The sequence below is a fragment of the Flavobacterium micromati genome (assembly GCF_900129585.1).
GTDB classification, from domain to species: Bacteria; Bacteroidota; Bacteroidia; order Flavobacteriales; family Flavobacteriaceae; genus Flavobacterium; species Flavobacterium micromati.
Window position 1 is genome coordinate 1 of sequence record NZ_FQWF01000017.1, and the last position, 19414, is coordinate 19414.

Consider the following 19414-nt stretch of genomic DNA (forward strand, 5'->3'; position numbering starts at 1 on the left):
TTATCCTTTTATTCTGTCACGCTTTAAGCGTCTCGATAAAGTTTCTCGATATTGTTGAGACGCTTCCAGCGTGACAATTGTAGTAGCTTTTGTTGATACGAGCAGAATAAAATAATATTGGTTTCAAATAATAAAAACTTGAGTTGTACTATCCCTTTATTTTGTCACGCTGTAAGCGTCTCGATAAAGTTGCTCGATATTGTTGCTCGATATTGTTGAGACGCTTCCAGCGTGACAATTGTAGTACCTGTTGTTGATACGAGCAGAATATAATAATATTGTTTTCAAATATTAGAGACTCAAGTGATATCATCCCTTTCTTTTGTCACGCTTTAAGCGTTCCGATAAAGTTTCTCGATAAAGTTTCTCGATAAAGTTTCTCGATATTGTTGAGACGCTTCCAGCGTGACAATTGTAGTAGCTTTTGTTGATATGAGCAGAATATAATAATATTGTTTTCAAATATTAGAGACTCAAGTGATATCATCCCTTTATTTTGTCACGCTGAAAGCGTCCCGATAAAGTTTCTCGATATTGTTGAGACGCTTCCAGCGTGACAATTGTAGTAGCTTTTGTTGCTACGAGCAGAATAAAATAATATTGTTTTCAAATATTAGAGACTCAAGTGATATCATCCCTTTATTTTGTCACGCTTTAAGCGTCTCGATAAAGTTTCTCGATAAAGTTTCTCGATATTGTTGAGACGCTTCCAGCGTGACAATTGTAGTAGCTTTTGTTGATACGAGCAGAATATAATAATATTGTTTTCAGTAATAAAGACTCGAGTTATATTATCCTTTTATTTTGTCACGCTGTAAGCGTCTCGATAAAGTTGCTCGATATTGTTGAGACGCTTCCAGCGTGACAATTGTAGTACCTTTTGTTGATACGAGCAGAATAAAATAATATTGTTTTCAGTAATAAAGACTCGAGTTATATTATCCTTTTATTCTGTCACGCTGAAAGCGTCCCGATAAAGTTGCTCGATATTGTTGAGACGCTTCCAGCGTGACAATTGTAGTACCTTTTGTTGATAAAAGGAGAATAAAATAATATTGTTTCCAAATAGTAAAGACTCGAGTTATATTATCCCTTTATTTTGTCACGCTGAAAGCGTCCCGATAAAGTTTCTCGATATTGTTGAGACGCTTCCAGCGTGACAATTGTAGTAGCTTTTGTTGATACGAGCAGAATAAAATAATATTGTTTTCAAATATTAGAGACTCAAGTGATATCATCCCTTTATTTTGTCACGCTTTAAGCGTCTCGATAAAGTTTCTCGATATTGTTGAGACGCTTCCAGCGTGACAATTGTAGTAGCTTTTGTTGCTACGAGCAGAATAAAATAATATTGTTTTCAAATATTAGAGACTCGAGTTATATTATCCTTTTATTCTGTCACGCTTTAAGCGTCTCGATAAAGTTTCTCGATATTGTTGAGACGCTTCCAGCGTGACAATTGTAGTAGCTTTTGTTGCTACGAGCAGAATAAAATAATATTGTTTTCAAATATTAGAGACTCAAGTGATATCATCCCTTTATTTTGTCACGCTTTAAGCGTCTCGATAAAGTTTCTCGATAAAGTTTCTCGATATTGTTGAGACGCTTCCAGCGTGACAATTGTAGTAGCTTTTGTTGATACGAGCAGAATATAATAATATTGTTTTCAGTAATAAAGACTCGAGTTATATTATCCTTTTATTCTGTCACGCTGTAAGCGTCTCGATAAAGTTGCTCGATATTGTTGAGACGCTTCCAGCGTGACAATTGTAGTAGCTTTTGTTGATACGAAAAGAATAAAATAATATTGTTTTCAAATAATATAAACTTGAATTCTACTATCCCGTTTATTTTGTCACGCTGTAATCGTCTCGATAAAGTTGCTCGATGTTGTTGAGACGCTTCCAGCGTGACAATTGTAGTAGCTTTTGTTGATACGAAAAGAATAAAATAATATTGTTTTCAGTAATAAAGACTCGAGTTATATTATCCTTTTATTCTGTCACGCTGTAAGCGTCTCGATAAAGTTGCTCGATATTGTTGAGACGCTTCCAGCGCGACAATTGTAGTAGCTTTTGTTGATACGAGCAGAATAAAATAATATTGTTTTCAGTAATAAAGACTCGAGTTATATTATCCTTTTATTCTGTCACGCTTTAAGCGTCCCGATAAAGTTGCTCGATATTGTTGAGACGCTTCCAGCGTGACAATTTTGGTAGCTATTGTAGATAAGGACAATAAAATAATGTTGTTTTAAATAGTAAAGATTCAAGTTATATAATCCCTTTATTTTGTCACGCTGAAAGCGTCCCGATAAAGTTGCTCGATATTGTTGAGACGCTTCCAGCGTGACAATTGTAGTAGCTTTTGTTGCTACAAGCAGAATAAAATAATATTGTTTTCAAATATTAGAGACTCACGTGATATCATCCCTTTATTTTGTCACGCTGTAAGCGTCTCGATAAAGTTTCTCGATATTGTTGAGACGCTTCCAGCGTGACAATTTTGGTAGCTATTGTAGATGAAAGGACAATAAAATAATGTTGTTTTAAATAGTAAAGATTCAAGTTATATAATCCCTTTATTTTGTCACGCTGTAAGCGTCTCGATAAAGTTGCTCGATATTGTTGAGACGCTTCCAGCGTGACAATTTTGGTAGCTATTGTAGATAAAAGGACAATAAAATAATGTTGTTTTAAATAGTAAAGATTCAAGTTATATAATCCCTTTATTTTGTCACGCTGTAAGCGTCTCGATAAAGTTGCTCGATATTGTTGAGACGCTTCCAGCTTGACAATTGTAGTAGCTTTTATTGATAAAAGCAGAATTAAAAAAAAACGTTAGCACTCTAAATTCAGACTGCTAACGTTTTTTTTTTACGGATCACTCAAAACTGATCACTAAAGAACTGATCACTGAAAACTACGTTTTCTTAACGTACTGCGTAATAATTACAATGGTTTGCCCATCAACTTTTCCTTCAATATATTCTGCGTTTTCATGATCTAAACGAATGTTGCGAACTGCGGTTCCTTGCTTAGCGACCATGTTTGATCCTTTAACTTTCAAATCTTTTATTAGCACAACTGAATCGCCATGTTCTAAGATTACGCCGTTACTATCGCGATGTATTATTTTATTTTCATTTTCTTCGCCTTCGCCTGTTGCTTGTGCCCAAGCTAAATTATCTTCATCTAAATACATTTGGTCTAATAATTCTTGAGGCCAACCGGCAGAACGCAAACGGCTTAACATTCTCCAAGCTACCACTTGTACAGCGGTTTGTTCGCTCCACATACTGTCGTTTAAACATCTCCAGTGGTTTAAATTTACCGTTTCTGGATTTTCGATTTGACCAATGCAAGTGCTGCAGGCCATAATATTTTCATCGATTCCGCCTTTTTTTGTTGGCAGTACTTCATATACTTTTAAGTTTTCTGTGGCACCACAAAGTTCACATTTTGCTCGACCGCGTTTGCTTAATTCTCTTTCTAAATTCATTATTTTTTGGCTTTTAATTTAGGCGAAATTACGGTTTTATGGTCGCAATAGCAATTTAGAAGGAAGATGTTTGTTTGCCCTTTCTCGAAGTAAATGTCATTTTGAATAAAACTTATATTTCTGTTTTTCTTTAATTTTTGGCCAATTATGTCTTTCAGGTAATTTATTCTTGAGTGTTGAGAAGCCTTCAGGGTGACAAATGAGAAGATAAAGTGAATACAATTAAAAGTGATAATAAATTGCTTTATTTTCTGTTTGCGGGCTCGAAACGCAATTTTTTGACCAATTTAATTGAGACGCTTCTAGCGTGACAATTGTAGTAGCTTTTGTTGATACGAAAAGAATAAAATAATATTGTTTTCAAATAATAAAAACTTGAATTCTACTATCCCGTTTATTTTGTCACGCTGTAATCGTCTCGATAAAGTTGCTCGACGTTGTTGAGACGCTTCCAGCGTGACAATTGTAGTAGCTTTTGTTGATACGAAAAGAATAAAATAATATTGTTTTCAAGCTATAAAGACTCGAGTTATATAGCCCCTTTATTTTGTCACGCTTTAAGCATCTCGATAAAGTTTCTCGATATTGTTGAGACGCTTCCAGCGTGACAATTGTAGTAGCTATTGTAGATAAAAGGAGAATAAAATAATGTTGTTTCAAATAGTAAAGACTTGAGTTACTATCCCGTTTATTTTGTCACGCTGTAAGCGTCTCGATAAAGTTGCTCGATATTGTTGAGACGCTTCCAGCGTGACAATTTTGGTAGCTATTATAGATAAAAGGAGAATAAAATAATGTTGTTTCAAATAGTAAAGACTTGAGTTACTATCCCTTTATTTTGTCGCGCTTTAAGCGTCTCGATAAAGTTGCTCGATATTGTTGAGACGCTTCCAGCGTGACAATTTTAGTAGCTATTGTTGATACGAGTAGAATGTTAGTTTAAACGCTGCCAGCGTGACAAAAAGGGGTGTAATTAAATTTGAAATAGTGGCAGTTATTGAATTGATTTACATTCTTATATGTGAAATTTAAAAATCATTTCACTCGCACTGCATCAGGAACCAACATTTCATATTGTCCTCCATTGCGTATAACATCTCTAACAATACTTGAACTAATATAGGAAGTTTTAGCGGCTGTTAATAAGAATACTGTTTCAATTTTAGACAAATGTCGGTTCGTATGTGCGATTGCTTTTTCAAATTCGAAGTCGGCTGGATTGCGCAGTCCACGCAATATAAAATTTGCTTTTAATTTATTACAAAGTTCCGTAGTCAATCCTTCGTAAGTAATTACAGAAACTTTAGGTTCGTCTTTGAATGTCTCTTCAATAAATCGTTTTCGCTCTTCTAATGAAAACATGTATTTTTTTTCGGCATTAACGCCAATTGCGATTACGATTTCATCAAAAAGTGAAATAGATCTTTTTATGATATCTTCGTGGCCTAATGTAATGGGATCAAATGACCCTGGAAATATTGCTTTTCTCATTTTATGATAAACTTATTGTGAATTGATTTAAAGTTAAATTATGTTTTTCGAATGGTTTTCAGCGCTTGAACCCATTCTGATTTATTACAGATTTTACATTGTGCGGATCCTATATTTTGCTGTTCTGTATTTTCGCAAAAAGTGCAAGAATAAACGCCTTTTGCTGGAATCGTTTTACTTTTTAATTTAAATAAAAAAGGTAATATTGGCAAGCCTGGTTGTACTTCATGGTCTTCATAATAAAAAACACTGATCTCGCCACTAATTTCCATAAATGCATTTTTTACTTGGCCTAAATGTTCTACCGATTTCATGCGGAGTTCCGAAAAAAACTCATCTTGAGCTAAGCTTTCCTTTTTAAAAGTTGCGATCGAAAATTTTCCATCACTAATAATACATTCGGTTTTTCCCTCAATGAACTCTTCAAAACGTTTACTTTTTCCAGTAAGCCAAGTTACTAATCGATACAGTACAATAATCACGATCAGTACAGTGATTGCTGGAATAATTCCAACATTTTCATAAAACATAGGATCTCCAGCGGCTGATCCTAAAGCGATAATTATAACAGTTTCAAATACAGACAGCTGTTTAACTCCGCGTTTCCCTGCTACTTTTAAGGTTAACAGTAAAACAATAAACATAACCGTAGATCGGAAAATGACTTCCAGCAGAAATGATTCGGGTAAGCCATTAAATAATAATCTATTCCACTCAAATATTTCTTTCATAACAGAAATTTAGTTGGTTATTTCGAGACATGCTATTTCAGAATAGGCTTTTAAAATTGTAAAATCTTTAATTATTGAAGCCTTTGCGATTAAATGAGCAAAGACAACATTAATAAATGTATAACCAAAACGCAACCAAATAATTTTTAGAGGGCGTCCTTTTAAATTTGATAAATCAAAAAAATCTGCATCAAAAGTTACATTGGTAAACTGATTTTCTTTGTCAAATTTCCAAATTTCAATATCTGAATAATTTTCAATTCCGAGTTGTCTAACTTGTTTGGCTTCTGGAAAATGAGCTTTAATTTTAGATAAAATTCTGAATGATATATTTTGGTAAAATAGCAACTTCAAGACGCGACTTGAATTTTATGTTCTCTATCAGCCGCGTAAGAAAGATAAGCTTTGATGTGGGTTTGGTCAAGTTCTCGAAAGTCGTCAATAATTTCTTTTTTAGACATTCCATTTGCTAGCAAATTCAATACATCAAAAACAGTAATCCTCGTAACAATGATCGTTGGTTTGCCGAAACGAACGTGAGGATTTAATGCGATATATTTTTTATAATCGATCATTAGGATTTTGTTAATTACAAAGTTAGCTAAATTATCTCTTATTCGGGCAAAGCCAATTCGATAGCATTTGTAAACAAATCTTCTAGTGAAATTCCGGCAGCTTTTGCTTGTTGCGGAATCAAACTCTCAGTAGTTAATCCAGGAATAGTATTCATTTCTAACATGTGTGGTTCCCCATTTACGATAATAAATTCACTACGAGAGAAACCTTTCATTTTTAAAACTTCGTAAGCACGTTTGGCTATTTCGCTTACTTTTTGAGTCATTTCATCCGAAATTCTGGCAGGTGTGATTTCTTGAGATTTACCAAGATATTTGGCTTCATAGTCAAAGAAATCATTATCGGAAACGATTTCTGTAATAGGTAATACTGTTACTATTCCTTTGTAATTGATGACTCCAACAGAAACTTCGGTGCCGTCAAGGAAGCTTTCAATAATGATTTCGTTATCTTCTTTGTAAGCGACTTCGATAGCAGTGGGTAATTCAGCAGCGGTTTTTACTTTAGAAATCCCAAAACTAGATCCTGCTTTATTTGGTTTTACAAAACAAGGTAAGCCTACTTTAGCTACAATTTCATCAGTTATGATTTTGTCTCCTTTGTTTAAGTAATAGGAAGTCGCCGTTTTTATTCCGTAGGGTTTTAAAACCGAAAGTAAATCCCGTTTGTTGAACGTTAACGCGGCTTGATAATAATCGCAAGAGGTTTGCGAGATATTTAAAAGTTCGAAATAGGCTTGCATCAATCCGTCTTCGCCCGGTGTGCCATGAATAGCATTGAAAACACAATCGAAAGTAATTTTATTTCCAGAAACAGTTACTGAAAAATCATTTTTATCAATTGGAAATTCATTGTTATTGTCATCAACATAAACCCATTTCTCTTTGAAAATATGAATTTGGAAACCGTTGTATTTTGTTTTGTCTAGAAATTGGTAAACCACGTTTCCGCTGATCAATGAGATTTTGTATTCGCTGGAATATCCGCCCATGATGATGGCAATGTTCTTCATTTTTTAAATAATAAATGTTATGAAAATAAGTCGTTTTTAGCCCCGATAGCAGCGATATCCTTTCCTTTTTTTCTTTAAAAAAGGAAAGATATAGCGAATAGCGGGAAATAGCTCCTAAAAATCATAAGAGAGAATCCTTAAAACGATTAAACAAAATTATCATTTTTTTTGAAACGAAATAGCTTTATCTTTGGCGCATCTAAAAATAAATTTATGAGTTTACGTAAGTATCTTACCAGTCGCGTATTTGGAGTGCAAGTTTTAATTGCAGTTGCTATTGTAGTAGCTTTGGCTTATTTATTTATGCATTGGTTGACTTTTACCACTGATCACGGACACGAAATTTCAGTGCCAGATTTGCGAAAGCTGACTGAAGAGCAAGTGCAAACTAAACTAGATGAACTGGACTTAGATTATGAACTTTTAGATAGTGTTGATTATAGAAACGATTTCCCACAATTTAGCGTTGTGGAACAAGATCCTTCACCGGGAACTAAGGTGAAAGTGGGAAGAAAGATTTATATAAAAGTAAATACCTCAGGCTTTTCATCTGTCAAAATTCCTAATTTGATTGAAAAGACCTATCGTGAAGCGGTTCCAACACTGAGAGCGTTAGGATTAGATGAAGGAACGGTGACGTATGTGCCAAATTTAGGTAAAGACATGGTGCTGGAAATGCGTTTTAAAGGAAGAAACTTGAAAGTAGGTGATAGGGTGTTGAAATCATCTAAAATTGATTTGGTTTTAGGCGACGGAAAAATGAGTTACCAAGAAGAAGAAAATGCTGCAGATACACTGTCAGTGCCAATTGAAGAAATACCAGTTAATGAACAATAATATAGATACTGTAGATTTAGAAGACGAGTTATACGAACATTTTAGGTTTGAAGTTCCTAAAGGCCAAGCGGCTTTACGAATTGATAAATACTTGATGGGATTGATCCAAAATGCGACTCGCAACAAAATTCAAACTGCCGCAACCGAGGGGAATATCTTCGTGAATGATGCGACAGTAAAATCAAATTACAAGGTTAAAGCCCTTGATGTGGTTAGGGTTATGCTGACACATCCTCCGTACGAAAATCATATTATTCCAGAGAATATTCCGCTAAATATTGTTTACGAAGATGACACTTTATTGCTGATTAATAAATTACCTGGAATGGTGGTTCATCCTGGTCACGGGAATTATACGGGAACTCTAGTGCATGCTTTAGCTTATCATTTTGATAACTTGCCCATGAACAGTAGTGAGCGTCCCGGGTTAGTGCATCGTATTGATAAAGACACTTCTGGTTTATTGGTTATTGCAAAAACAGAAGCCGCAATGTCGCATCTTGCTAAACAGTTTGAAGCAAAAACATCTGAAAGGGAATATGTAGCTCTAGTTTGGGGAAATGTAACCGAAGAGAAAGGAACGATTGAAGGAAACTTAGCGCGTCACTTGAAAGATCGCATGCAAATGGCGGTTTTTGCTGATCCAGAAATAGGAAAGCCTGCGATTACGCATTACCAAGTTTTAGAACGTTTTGGTTATGTGACTTTGATTTCGTGCCAACTAGAAACGGGTAGAACACATCAGATTCGGGCCCACTTAAAACACATAGGACATCCTCTTTTTAATGACGAGCGTTACGGTGGTCATTTGATTTTGAAAGGAACTACGTTTACGAAATACAAGCAGTTTATTGATAACTGTTTTAAAATTATACCAAGACAAGCGTTGCATGCTAAAACTTTAGGTTTTATTCATCCTACAACGGGCGAAATGATGCGTTTTGATACGGAATTACCACAAGATTTACAGGACTGTATTGAGAAATGGAGAGGTTATTCAAAGTCTCATGGGACTGATGAAGAAGAATAGTAAAGCCCCAGTTCGGGGCTTTTTCTGTGGAAGATTGTTAGTGTAATATTCTGTATGGTTGGCACAGGGCGCGGCTCGCATTGCTTACTAATTATTATCTGTTAAAGATGAAATTTCTTGTATCACTTTGATTCCACTTATTCCTTGTATATTTTATGACTGCGGTTGCGCGTTGGGTTTTCTGGTTTTAAAATCGGTAACCAAGTCGTAAATGTAAGTTTAATGCAGTTTCGCTTTGATTTTCTAAATAACCAACGTTTTTAGCAAAAATATATCGATATCCAATACCAATTCCTGTTTCATATGTAAAATGATTTCCAATATTTCTTTTTATTCCCCAAGTTGGAATGATGGAAATTTGATCAGCAATTTGAATATTATCGTAATTTGATATTACAAACCAGTTTGGGTTATAACTCGTTTTGACAGATAAGAAGTTTCCACTATTTCCGAGTATATTTCTTGATTTGGAAATTCTTTTATTTAAATTGTAATACCATCTAGGTTCTAATGTAATTACGGGAGTCATTAAATATCCATTTTTTGGATAGAAGCTTCCACCCCAAAATCCAGCATCCATTCCGATTTCTTATCTTAAAGCAATTTGATTTGTTAGTTTTTCTTCACGATGAGCCCAAATTCCTAAAATTCCCGTTTGAATTCCATAAGTTGATTTTTCAACGCTTGCATTTTGCGCATTAGTAAAAAATGTAATTAAGAAAAATGATAAAGTAATTATCATTTTAGTGTTAAATCTTCTTTACATAATTCTAATTGTTTTTCTGCTTTTTTGGATTTTTAAAATTAAAATTCTTTCGAACATCTGTTGAGCTAAACTGATAAACAGCTCGTTTATAAACGAAACAAACCTTCGTATATCCACTAAAATATGAGTAGATTTACGAAGGCTTCTTCTAATTTTTCGCTTTTCAAATATAGTAAAATTCTCTAATAATTCATCTGGAAATTTTAAAATATAATAGAAAATAACAATTTAAAAAAGATTATCGATATCGATTTTTAAAAACCAACAACTTTTTATAAGTGATATATTCACTTATTTTTTATCTCAAATGTAGATTGAGATTTCTTCCCAAGTCTATCTGCCGCAATTTGAATATTAGAGATGCTATTGTCCCCTTTTTGAAGTTCTAATAATTCTTTCTGCATATTCATTTTGTCAATGAAATTTATAATTTCTAATTTTTCTTTTTTAGAATTTAATAAATCAAGTTCTAAATATTTTTCCAAAAATTGAGTAAATGATGTTAACAGCTCTTCTTTTTTAGTTAGCTGATTTTCGTTTTTAAATTCTTTATCGTTTTGAAATGATTGAAACATAAGTTTAGAAATAGAATCAAATTCTACTTTATCGATACTGTTGTGTTTTTTAATTCTTTCTATTGCGTTCATGTTTTCTTTTTTTTAAATCTCTTCCATTGTTATTAATGCATAGTCAGACTCCTTTGTTACTTCTAAAACTTTAAAATTTCTATTAGGACGAAATAAAACTTCTTTTTCGTTAAATAAACTACCTTTTCCAAATTTAGATAATTTTTCAACATCTTTTCCAGTCCTTGACAATACTCTAAAGACAACATTACCACGGTAAGCCATGGCTATTAATCTAGATTTACTAGTTGATACAAATGAATATTCTTTAAGAGTCGATTTACTCTCACATGCGGCAATATATCTTTCTAATTCTAATTTCGATAAGTGCGCTGCTCTATAAACTAGACCATCAAAATTTGGAAGTTTATTTAAAGTCTTATTTAAAAAATGACCAAAATTGTTAATTTTTTTACCTTTCGAATTTCGAAGTAGTTCATTAATTTCTTCAAATCCATCATTTGTGTATTTGTAAATTATAGCCTTTTCATGAAGAGTTAAATCTGGAAAATGATTATTCCTATTGCTATTCTTTATTTCCAACATCTCTTGTGTTAGATTTTCATTTGAATATTTTTCAATAGATTTCATCAAAAAATTTAAAATTAGAATCTAAAGATAATCTTTTTTCATGATTTATTTTTAATAACAATTTCAATTAATTACAAAAAGAGTCGATATAAAAAACCTCCATAAATCTTCCAAAACAAGAAAGATTTATAAAGGCTTTTTTTGATAATTTACCTAAACAAACAATCCTTCAACACTTAAATAACGTTCGCCTGTATCGTAACAAAAAGTCAAAACGGTCGCATTCTCGGGAATTTCGGATAGTTTTTTAGCTACCGCTGCAAGTGATGCTCCCGAGGATATTCCTATAAACATTCCTTCTTCTTTGGCCGCTCTTTGAGCATATTCAAATGCTTCGTCTTTGCTTACTTGAATCGATCCATCGAGTAGGTCAGTATGTAAATTAGCAGGAATAAATCCAGCGCCAATTCCTTGAAGAGGATGCGGACCAGCAGCGCCACCGCTAATTACCGGTGAAGCCTCGGGTTCTACAGCATACACTTTTAGGTTTGGAAAATGTTGTTTTAGGATTTCGGCACAACCGGTAATATGTCCACCAGTTCCTACGCCCGTAATCATGTAATCCAGACCGTCAGGAAATGCATTGATGATTTCTTGAGCCGTCGTTTTTTTGTGAATTTCTATGTTTGCTGGATTGTCAAACTGTAGTGGTGACCATGCATTAGGCATTTCTTTTACCAATTCGGCTGCTTTTTCAATTGCGCCTGTCATTCCTTTTTCGCGGGGCGTCAATACAAACTCAGCACCGTACAAGCTCATTAATCGACGTCTTTCAATTGACATTGATTCTGGCATTACCAAAATTAATTTATAGCCTTTTACTGCCGCCACCATCGCTAATCCAATTCCCGTATTTCCGGAGGTAGCTTCAATAATTGTACTTCCTTCTTTAAGCAAGCCCTTTTCTTCGGCGTCTTCGATCATAGCAAGAGCAATTCTGTCCTTGATACTGGAGCCAGGATTTGCACGTTCTAGTTTGATATAAACATTTTGGTTTTCACCAAAAAGACGATTTATTTTTACATGAGGCGTGTTGCCTATTGTTTCAAGTATGTTATTGTATTTCATAATTATTATATTGAGAAAAAATTAATATCTTTTATTTCTTGTTGATTTAAAACCGTATTTTTATTGGATTGCATGACAAGTGAATACGGATTTACACTTTTAGTTATAAACGTATTTCCTCCTACAACACTGTGATTTCCTATAATGGTACTTCCACCTAAAATAGTCGCATTAGCATAAATAATTACATGATCTTCAACTGTAGGATGTCGTTTTTTTTCCTGCATATTTTTTTCAACTTGAAGCGCTCCCAAAGTTACTCCTTGGTAAATACTCACATGTTTTCCAATTATTGTGCTTTCACCAATAACTATTCCGGTGCCGTGATCGATCATAAAAGGCACATCTATCGTGGCATTTGGATGAATATCAATGCCAGTTTTACTGTGTGCATATTCGGTTAGAATTCGGGGCAACAAGCAATCCGTGCGCGAAGCAATAGCATTAGCAATTCGATATACTTCGATAGCTAAAAAGCCAGGATATGAATTGATAATTTCCTGAATGCAGTCAGCGGCAGGATCGGTATCTAAAATTGCTTGCGCATCTTGCTGCATAAATGAGTATAATTCTGGCAGCGCTTCATAAAAGGAATCAGCAAGTTCCCAACACTCATCAACTGATTTTCCGTTATTTATTTCAGTGAGAATGGCAACAAAATTTATTTTGTTTTGATCCAACATCAATTCAATTTGGATCGTTTCTACTGTTTTTTCAGGGAATAAAATATTGAATAGATCATCAATCCAATTGATGATTTTGGAAGAATCTATGGCTCTAACCCAATTCTTATTTTGATTTTCGTATAATGTTTTAGAAAATTCGTGAGTTTTATTATTCATTTATTGAATGCTAAATTAATATTTCATGGAGCAAAACAGCTCAGAAAACAAAGATAGACTACAATCGAACACTTTTTTTGGTACGATTTGTAAAATAATGTTAATATGTTAAATTCTCACAAAATTAGATTGTGGATTTGTAAATACCAGCTTGGTTCCAACCTAATTTTTTAATTAAAAATAAAATTGCTATTCCATTTAAGTGTCATCCCTGCAATTCAGTTACGTTTTTAATATCGCAATAATAGATAAGATTATTCAACAACTTTTTTTAATTATTATTTGATAAAAATATTATTTTTAGAACTGAAAACTTTAATATACTGGAGGTTAAGCGTATACTGATTTAGTATTCTCTGTATTTTTTTTGTTTGCTTCATCTGTTTCAAAACCGTGCCTTTTATGGCTTGAGTCATTTTTAAAACTGGGCTAGTGTTTTTATCAATCTCTAATAACAATAATGACTCAATAATTTCTTTTTTTAGAGCAAAACTTGGTATCCCTTTGTTGGTTTTATTTTTTAGTTGATTAATCATCTCTTCAATTTTGATACACTGTCTATCGGGATAAATGTAATTAGCTTGTTTATTTAAAAAAGTATTTTTCAAATTTGAAAGTAATGAATCATCAGCCGATTGTTTTAAAGCTGAAGTTTCTGCCTTAATAATCGTAAATTGAACAATACTATTTTTTTTGAAATGTAATATCGTGTTTACGCTTTTAGTACTTGTTATTATTACTGATTGCTGATTTCGAAGATTGGTTTGCTCACCTGAAATACCAAAACTATGTCTAAAATTTCCGTCATTACAATAAGCAAATACAATTGAGGAATTATTAAATGATTCTAAACTTACTGTTACATCATCTAGAAATGACATTTTAACTTGGATGGATGTAATGGCAGGATTAAATGTCAATAGATCGATGTTTCCTTTAAAGAACTTGCAATCTAGCGCTAAATTAAATTCGCTGTTACTTACTTTTAAGACGCCTTCAAATGAAGATTTAATATCATTAAAAACGTCATTTATTGATCCAGAATTTAAGTAAATATTTTTCATAAGACTTACGTTTAGACAAATTTTAAATTGTAAAGGACTAGATCTTTTTTTTAATTTAGTTATGCCAAAATAAGTACATAGTTTAAAATATTTTGTTATTTAATTCTGTTTAATTGTTTCATAATTCTTCGTTAATTTGGTTGTTATTTTATATATTTCTCTGATTGCAAGCTAGTTGTGATATTTAATTTTTTAAAAACATAAGATTTACTAAACACCAAACGATATTACTTCACTAAAATAGTTTTTGACTAAAAAATAAGATCCGACTGGCGTACCAATCGGATCTTTACTATTATTTTAAACCTTAAACTCGTACTTCAACTGTCGTACTACAACCTTCGTACCTCGTACCTCATACTTCAATCTTCGTACTTCAACCTTCGTTCCTCGCACTTCAACTGTCGTACTTCAACCTTCGTTCCTCGTATTTCAACCTTCGTACCTCGTACTTCTTACCTCGTACCTCAACCTTCGTCCCTTTTCTACAAATGAATTACTTCACCATAAGCATCAGCAACTGCTTCCATAACGGCTTCACTCATTGTAGGATGTGGGTGAATTGTTTTTAGGATTTCATGACCAGTTGTTTCTAGTTTACGAGCTACAATTGCTTCTGCAATCATATCTGTAACTCCAGCACCAATCATGTGACATCCCAACCATTCGCCATATTTTGCGTCAAAAATTACTTTTACAAAACCATCTGGCGTACCTGATGCTTTTGCCTTGCCAGAAGCAGAAAACGGGAATTTACCAATTTTCAATTCATATCCTTTTTCCTTAGCTTGTTTTTCAGTCATACCTACTGACGCAATCTCTGGAGTTGCATACGTACAACCAGGAACGTTTCCGTAATCGATAGGTTCTACGTGAAGACCAGCAATTTTCTCTACGCAATTGATTCCCTCAGCAGAGGCAACATGTGCTAAGGCTTGTCCGGGTGTAACATCCCCAATAGCGTAATATCCTGGAATATTAGTCTGATTAAACTCGTTTACAAGTATTTTATCTCTGTCCACGACAATTCCTACTTCTTCTAATCCTATATTTTCAATATTAGTTTTGATTCCAACAGCCGAAAGTAAAATGTCTGCTTCAAGTTCTATTTCTCCTTTTGCAGTTTTTACAAATGCTTTTACACCGGCTCCAGAAGAATCAATACGCTCTACCGAAGAATTGGTCATAATTTTCACTCCTGCTTTTTTCATCGAACGCTCCATTTGTTTCGAAATATCCTCATCCTCAAATGGAACAATTAATGGTAAGAATTCGACAATAGTCACATCAGTTCCCATAGCATTATAGAAATGTGCAAATTCTACTCCTATCGCGCCAGACCCAACAATAATCATTGATTTAGGTTGTGTTGGCAATGTCATTGCTTGTCTGTAACCAATTACTTTTACACCATCTTGCGGCAAGTTTGGCAACTCACGAGAGCGCGCTCCTGTAGCAATTATGATATGGTCTGCACTGTATTCAGTAACAGTATTATCAGCAGCAGTAACATCAATTTTTTTACCTGGTTTTAGTTTTCCAAAACCAATAATTACATCGATTTTATTTTTTTTCATCAAGAATTGAACGCCTTTACTCATGTCTCCCGCTATATTTCTTGATCGATTTACTACAGCGTTAAAATCTTTATCGAATTCCTTTACTGTCAATCCATAATCAGAAGCGTGTTTTAAATAATCAAAAACTTGTGCTGATTTTAATAATGCTTTTGTTGGAATACATCCCCAATTCAAACAAACACCTCCAAGACTTTCTTTTTCAATAACTGCTACTTTGAAGCCTAATTGTGATGCTCTAATGGCAGTTACATAACCTGCAGGACCACTTCCTAAAACTATAATGTCGTATTTCATTTTTCTTTATTGTGTTTTTTTTACTTATAAATTTGAAATTCTAAAACTTTATTTTAGTGTTACTTGTATTATTTTTATAAATAGATTTCAGTTTGCAAAATTAATCATTTATTTCAAAAAAAATTAGACGTTTTGGAAGTTTATTAGTTAATAGAAATTCACAATAATTATTGTTTCATTTTTAAATAAGCTTCCATGTAATTGCTAGTTGTAAAATATTCATCTCTTAAACTTTTTAAATGACTAACTATCTCTTCACGTTTGGGATAATTTGGTTTAAGGCAGTCTTTTATATCAGAGTCTGCGACTGTAAGAACTAAATACCAATAGCCACTTCTAGAGGTGTAAAGGTCTTCTAATAATGGGTCGTTTCCGTTACTTTGTCTCTTCACGTCGACTACTATTGGAATCAAATTTAAAGTCTTTGTGGATTTCTCTCGCTCAAAAAAAGATAAATAATAAGTGTTGTTATTAATGATAATTGGAACATTTGACGCAACATTACTATGCTTTAAATTATATTTTGTATTTATAAAAGTATAAAATTCATTAGCGTTCTTAGTATCTTCAAAAATGAATCCATAAAAATTTGGAAGATTTTTTTTAAATTTTTTTGCTTTAACTAATTTTTCTCCTTTGATGTTAGGCGCAATTTGGAATGGAATACAAGAGTAAGCAAGTAGAATTAAAATAACACCAATAAATTTTTTCATGAATTTGTAAAGTTTTCTTTGAATATTTGAGAGCGTAAATTTAATGGCTTATTAAACTACATTAGCAAACTGTGAATCATATAAATCTTTATAATAACCGCTTTCTCTATTTATCAGTTCTTGATGAGTTCCTTGTTCAACGATAAGTCCTTTGTCCATAACTACAATTTTATCGGCATTTACAATCGTTGCGAGTCGGTGCGCTATAACAATTGATGTTCTCCCTTTAGTGATTGTTTCAGTTGCACGTTGAATCAATTCTTCTGAATAAGTATCAATTGAAGACGTGGCTTCGTCCAGAATCAAAATACTTGGATTGCTGACATACGCTCTCAAAAAAGCAATCAATTGTCGTTGTCCAGATGAAAGCATAACACCGCGTTCTTTCACATCAAAATCATAATTATCTGGCAAACTCATGATAAAATCGTGAACGCCTATTTTTTTGGCTGCAGCCAAAACCAGCTCGCGGGAAATTTCAGGATTATTAAGGGTAATATTGTTGAAAATTGTATCTGCAAATAGGAAAACATCTTGTAGTACTACTGCAATTTGCTTTCTCAATGAGTCTAAAGTATAATTCTCAATGTTATTTTTGTCAATGTAAATCGAACCACTGTTAATTTCGTAAAAGCGATTTAGTAAATTGATAATCGTTGATTTTCCAGCGCCTGTCGATCCTACAATAGCGATGGTTTGCCCTGCATTTACCTCTAAATTAATTCCTTTTATAACCTCCTCGTTTGGAATGTATCCAAAACGTACCTCTTTAAATTCAATATCACCTTTAAATGTAGGCGCTTCTATAATTCCAGTATCTTGAATATGATCTTGGGTATCTAAAATTTCAAAAACTCGATTTGCGGCAATCATTCCCAATTGCATTTCGTTAAACTTATCTGCTATTTGACGCAAAGGATTAAACAACATCGCGATAAACATAGTATAAGAAAATAAATCTCCAAAGGTGGTAAAATTATCGCCATTCAAAATCTTTATACCACCATACAGCACAATGAAACCTAATGTAAGTGATGAAATAATATCAGCAATAGGAAAGAAAATGGAGTTATAAAGAATAGTTTTTATCCAAGCTTTTTTATGCTTGTCATTAATTTCTTTGAATTTTTCATATTCGATTTTTTCACGATTAAAAAGCTGAACAATCTTCATTCCTGTCACTCTCTCCTGCACGAAAGAGTTCATGTTGGCAATTTGGTTTCGCACTTCTTCAAAAGCGACTTGCATTTTTCGTTGAAATATTCTTGTAAAAAAAACTAAAACGGGCATCGCTATAATCACTATCCACGTGAGTTTCCAGTTCATATAAAACATAAAAATCAAAACGACGAGCATTTTCATCAAGTCACTAATAATCATGAATAAACCTTGGCTAAAAATACGAGCAATCGATTCAATATCCGAAACAGAGCGCGTTACAAGTTGCCCCACAGGAACATGATCAAAATATTTCATTCGGAAACTTAAAATATGGTGAAACAGTTTAGTCCGAATGTCTTTTACAATATCTTGACCCAGCCAGTTTGCCCAATAAACAAAGTAAAATTGAGAAAATACCTCTAGTAAAAGTACAATACCCATCAATATTACATAAAATAATAACCCTTGTTGATCTTGGGTCGAAATGTAACCGTCAACAGTTTGTTTTAACAAATAGGGACGCAATGCTGCAAAAACAGATAACGAAATAGCGAACACAATCACGCCATTAAACCGCCTCTGATAAGGTTTTGTAAATTTTAATATTCGTTTAAATAATCTGGTGTCAAATGCTTTTGCTTTCATTTTTTTATTTAGTCCTTAATCCTTAGTCCTTAGTTTTCAGTCCTTAGTTTTATCCTACTATATCTTGGGAGTAATCACTAGGGACTAATTTCTTTTCTTACAAATAATCGTACTCTATTTTGGTTAAATATAAACCATGTGCTGGAACCGAAAAACCAGCTTTATCTCTGTTTTTACTTTTTATAACATTTTCGAAATCATTTATCGAAATTTTATGCAAACCTATATTTATTAAAGTGCCTACAATTGCGCGAACCATATTTCTCAAAAATCGATTGGCCGAAATGGTAAAAACAAGTTTTCCACTTTCTTGTTTGTCTAAGCCTCGAGTCCAATGCGCATCAAAAATGGTGCAATCAAATGTATTGACATCGGTATTTACTTTGGAGAAACATTGAAAATTAGTATGTTTTAATAATATTTTTGCCGCTTCGTTCATAAGATTAACATCCAAAGGCTGATGAAAATAATAACTTTGTTGCTGCAAAAAAGGATCTTTAAAAGTGTTAATATGGTATTCATACGTTCTTTTTACGGCATCAAATCTGCAATGTGCATCATCAGCAACTTGAATGATATTGTGAATTACAATGTCTTTTGGTAAATAAGAGTTTAGTTTGTGAACAATATTAAGAACGTCAATTGTCTTGTCATAATCAAAATGCGCATACATTTCGGAAGCATGAACTCCCGTATCTGTTCGTCCTGCTCCCATTACTTTGATTTCAGTATTTAATAAAGTTGAAATAGCTTTGTTCATCGTTTCTTGTACTGATGAAGCATTAGGTTGGTGTTGCCAACCATGATAATGAGTCCCATTATACGCTAATTTTATAAAATATCTCAATCTGATTTTTTTGAAGCCACAAAGATACTTATTAATTTT

At 33.2% G+C, this 19414-nt stretch carries 19 protein-coding genes; 2 read left to right on the plus strand and 17 right to left on the minus strand.

What is annotated here, in order from left to right:
• Window positions 1-2922 precede the first annotated feature (2922 nt).
• From BUB42_RS15040 to BUB42_RS15065, 6 genes are all read right to left on the minus strand, one after another.
• Window positions 2923-3501, minus strand: coding sequence for a PhnA domain-containing protein (locus tag BUB42_RS15040; RefSeq protein ID WP_073021847.1), 579 nt, complete (start codon window positions 3499-3501; stop codon window positions 2923-2925).
• A 1035-nt stretch (window positions 3502-4536) separates the two neighbouring features.
• Window positions 4537-4992, minus strand: a complete 456-nt coding sequence (gene coaD / locus BUB42_RS15045) for a pantetheine-phosphate adenylyltransferase (RefSeq protein ID WP_073021849.1) — start codon at window positions 4990-4992, stop codon at window positions 4537-4539.
• A gap of 38 nt (window positions 4993-5030) precedes the next feature.
• On the minus strand, window positions 5031-5723 hold the full coding sequence (locus BUB42_RS15050) for a DUF421 domain-containing protein (RefSeq protein WP_073021851.1): 693 nt from the start codon (window positions 5721-5723) through the stop codon (window positions 5031-5033).
• 9 nt (window positions 5724-5732) lie between these two features.
• Window positions 5733-6077, minus strand: coding sequence for a DUF5615 family PIN-like protein (locus BUB42_RS15055; protein WP_073021853.1), 345 nt, complete (start codon window positions 6075-6077; stop codon window positions 5733-5735).
• Entirely contained in the window at window positions 6074-6298 is a 225-nt protein-coding gene (locus tag BUB42_RS15060) for a DUF433 domain-containing protein (protein ID WP_170857243.1), read from the minus strand. The genes BUB42_RS15055 and BUB42_RS15060 overlap by 4 nt, the downstream gene beginning before the upstream one ends.
• A gap of 38 nt (window positions 6299-6336) precedes the next feature.
• The gene (locus BUB42_RS15065; RefSeq protein WP_073021855.1) at window positions 6337-7311 is read right to left on the minus strand and encodes a D-alanine--D-alanine ligase; all 975 of its coding nucleotides are present in this window, start codon (window positions 7309-7311) and stop codon (window positions 6337-6339) included.
• A gap of 213 nt (window positions 7312-7524) precedes the next feature.
• Between BUB42_RS15065 and BUB42_RS15070 the strand changes: the two genes are divergently transcribed.
• Both BUB42_RS15070 and BUB42_RS15075 read left to right on the plus strand, forming a co-directional pair.
• Window positions 7525-8148 carry a PASTA domain-containing protein gene (locus BUB42_RS15070; protein ID WP_073021857.1) on the plus strand — a complete coding sequence of 208 codons (624 nt, stop codon included), beginning with the start codon at window positions 7525-7527 and terminating at the stop codon, window positions 8146-8148.
• Window positions 8138-9178, plus strand: coding sequence for an RluA family pseudouridine synthase (locus BUB42_RS15075; RefSeq protein WP_073021858.1), 1041 nt, complete (start codon window positions 8138-8140; stop codon window positions 9176-9178). The genes BUB42_RS15070 and BUB42_RS15075 overlap by 11 nt, the downstream gene beginning before the upstream one ends.
• 187 nt (window positions 9179-9365) lie before the next feature.
• Here the strand turns inward: BUB42_RS15075 and BUB42_RS15080 are convergent, their stop codons facing one another.
• The 11 genes from BUB42_RS15080 to truA form a co-directional block, all read right to left on the minus strand.
• Window positions 9366-9758 carry a hypothetical protein gene (locus tag BUB42_RS15080; RefSeq protein WP_244533946.1) on the minus strand — a complete coding sequence of 131 codons (393 nt, stop codon included), beginning with the start codon at window positions 9756-9758 and terminating at the stop codon, window positions 9366-9368.
• A gap of 9 nt (window positions 9759-9767) precedes the next feature.
• The gene (locus tag BUB42_RS16780) at window positions 9768-9920 is read right to left on the minus strand and encodes a hypothetical protein (protein ID WP_244533947.1); all 153 of its coding nucleotides are present in this window, start codon (window positions 9918-9920) and stop codon (window positions 9768-9770) included.
• Window positions 9921-10231: 311 nt separating this feature from the next.
• A complete protein-coding gene (locus BUB42_RS15085; protein WP_073021860.1) occupies window positions 10232-10591 on the minus strand; it encodes a hypothetical protein in 360 nt (119 codons plus the stop codon).
• Window positions 10592-10603: 12 nt separating this feature from the next.
• Entirely contained in the window at window positions 10604-11161 is a 558-nt protein-coding gene (locus BUB42_RS15090; protein ID WP_073021862.1) for an ADP-ribosyltransferase, read from the minus strand.
• A 153-nt stretch (window positions 11162-11314) separates the two neighbouring features.
• On the minus strand, window positions 11315-12229 hold the full coding sequence (gene cysK, locus BUB42_RS15095) for a cysteine synthase A (protein ID WP_073021863.1): 915 nt from the start codon (window positions 12227-12229) through the stop codon (window positions 11315-11317).
• Window positions 12230-12234: 5 nt separating this feature from the next.
• Window positions 12235-13071, minus strand: coding sequence for a serine O-acetyltransferase (locus tag BUB42_RS15100; RefSeq protein WP_073021865.1), 837 nt, complete (start codon window positions 13069-13071; stop codon window positions 12235-12237).
• Between the two features lie 278 nt (window positions 13072-13349).
• The gene (locus BUB42_RS15105) at window positions 13350-14135 is read right to left on the minus strand and encodes a hypothetical protein (RefSeq protein ID WP_073021867.1); all 786 of its coding nucleotides are present in this window, start codon (window positions 14133-14135) and stop codon (window positions 13350-13352) included.
• A 485-nt stretch (window positions 14136-14620) separates the two neighbouring features.
• Window positions 14621-16009, minus strand: a complete 1389-nt coding sequence (lpdA, locus tag BUB42_RS15110; RefSeq protein ID WP_073021869.1) for a dihydrolipoyl dehydrogenase — start codon at window positions 16007-16009, stop codon at window positions 14621-14623.
• A 167-nt stretch (window positions 16010-16176) separates the two neighbouring features.
• Complete coding sequence (locus BUB42_RS15115) at window positions 16177-16722, minus strand: hypothetical protein (protein ID WP_073021870.1); 546 nt, start codon at window positions 16720-16722, stop codon at window positions 16177-16179.
• Between the two features lie 51 nt (window positions 16723-16773).
• The gene (locus tag BUB42_RS15120; RefSeq protein ID WP_073021872.1) at window positions 16774-18528 is read right to left on the minus strand and encodes an ABC transporter ATP-binding protein; all 1755 of its coding nucleotides are present in this window, start codon (window positions 18526-18528) and stop codon (window positions 16774-16776) included.
• A 97-nt stretch (window positions 18529-18625) separates the two neighbouring features.
• Window positions 18626-19375, minus strand: a complete 750-nt coding sequence (gene truA, locus BUB42_RS15125; protein WP_073021874.1) for a tRNA pseudouridine(38-40) synthase TruA — start codon at window positions 19373-19375, stop codon at window positions 18626-18628.
• Window positions 19376-19414 lie beyond the last annotated feature (39 nt).

Bases quoted from the DNA above. Each gene is read 5' to 3' on its own strand.
- BUB42_RS15085 (WP_073021860.1), bottom strand. From the start codon at position 10,591: ATGAACGCAATAGAAAGAATTAAAAAACACAACAGTATCGATAAAGTA.
- BUB42_RS15105 (WP_073021867.1), bottom strand. From the start codon at position 14,135: ATGAAAAATATTTACTTAAATTCTGGATCAATAAATGACGTTTTTAAT.
- BUB42_RS16780 (WP_244533947.1), bottom strand. From the start codon at position 9,920: ATGATAATTACTTTATCATTTTTCTTAATTACATTTTTTACTAATGCG.
- BUB42_RS15090 (WP_073021862.1), bottom strand. From the start codon at position 11,161: ATGAAATCTATTGAAAAATATTCAAATGAAAATCTAACACAAGAGATG.
- BUB42_RS15060 (WP_170857243.1), bottom strand. From the start codon at position 6,298: ATGATCGATTATAAAAAATATATCGCATTAAATCCTCACGTTCGTTTC.
- BUB42_RS15115 (WP_073021870.1), bottom strand. From the start codon at position 16,722: ATGAAAAAATTTATTGGTGTTATTTTAATTCTACTTGCTTACTCTTGT.
- cysK (WP_073021863.1), bottom strand. From the start codon at position 12,229: ATGAAATACAATAACATACTTGAAACAATAGGCAACACGCCTCATGTA.
- coaD (WP_073021849.1), bottom strand. From the start codon at position 4,992: ATGAGAAAAGCAATATTTCCAGGGTCATTTGATCCCATTACATTAGGC.
- lpdA (WP_073021869.1), bottom strand. From the start codon at position 16,009: ATGAAATACGACATTATAGTTTTAGGAAGTGGTCCTGCAGGTTATGTA.
- BUB42_RS15040 (WP_073021847.1), bottom strand. From the start codon at position 3,501: ATGAATTTAGAAAGAGAATTAAGCAAACGCGGTCGAGCAAAATGTGAA.
- BUB42_RS15070 (WP_073021857.1), top strand. From the start codon at position 7,525: ATGAGTTTACGTAAGTATCTTACCAGTCGCGTATTTGGAGTGCAAGTT.
- BUB42_RS15080 (WP_244533946.1), bottom strand. From the start codon at position 9,758: ATGGATGCTGGATTTTGGGGTGGAAGCTTCTATCCAAAAAATGGATAT.
- BUB42_RS15075 (WP_073021858.1), top strand. From the start codon at position 8,138: ATGAACAATAATATAGATACTGTAGATTTAGAAGACGAGTTATACGAA.
- BUB42_RS15100 (WP_073021865.1), bottom strand. From the start codon at position 13,071: ATGAATAATAAAACTCACGAATTTTCTAAAACATTATACGAAAATCAA.
- BUB42_RS15120 (WP_073021872.1), bottom strand. From the start codon at position 18,528: ATGAAAGCAAAAGCATTTGACACCAGATTATTTAAACGAATATTAAAA.
- BUB42_RS15065 (WP_073021855.1), bottom strand. From the start codon at position 7,311: ATGAAGAACATTGCCATCATCATGGGCGGATATTCCAGCGAATACAAA.
- BUB42_RS15050 (WP_073021851.1), bottom strand. From the start codon at position 5,723: ATGAAAGAAATATTTGAGTGGAATAGATTATTATTTAATGGCTTACCC.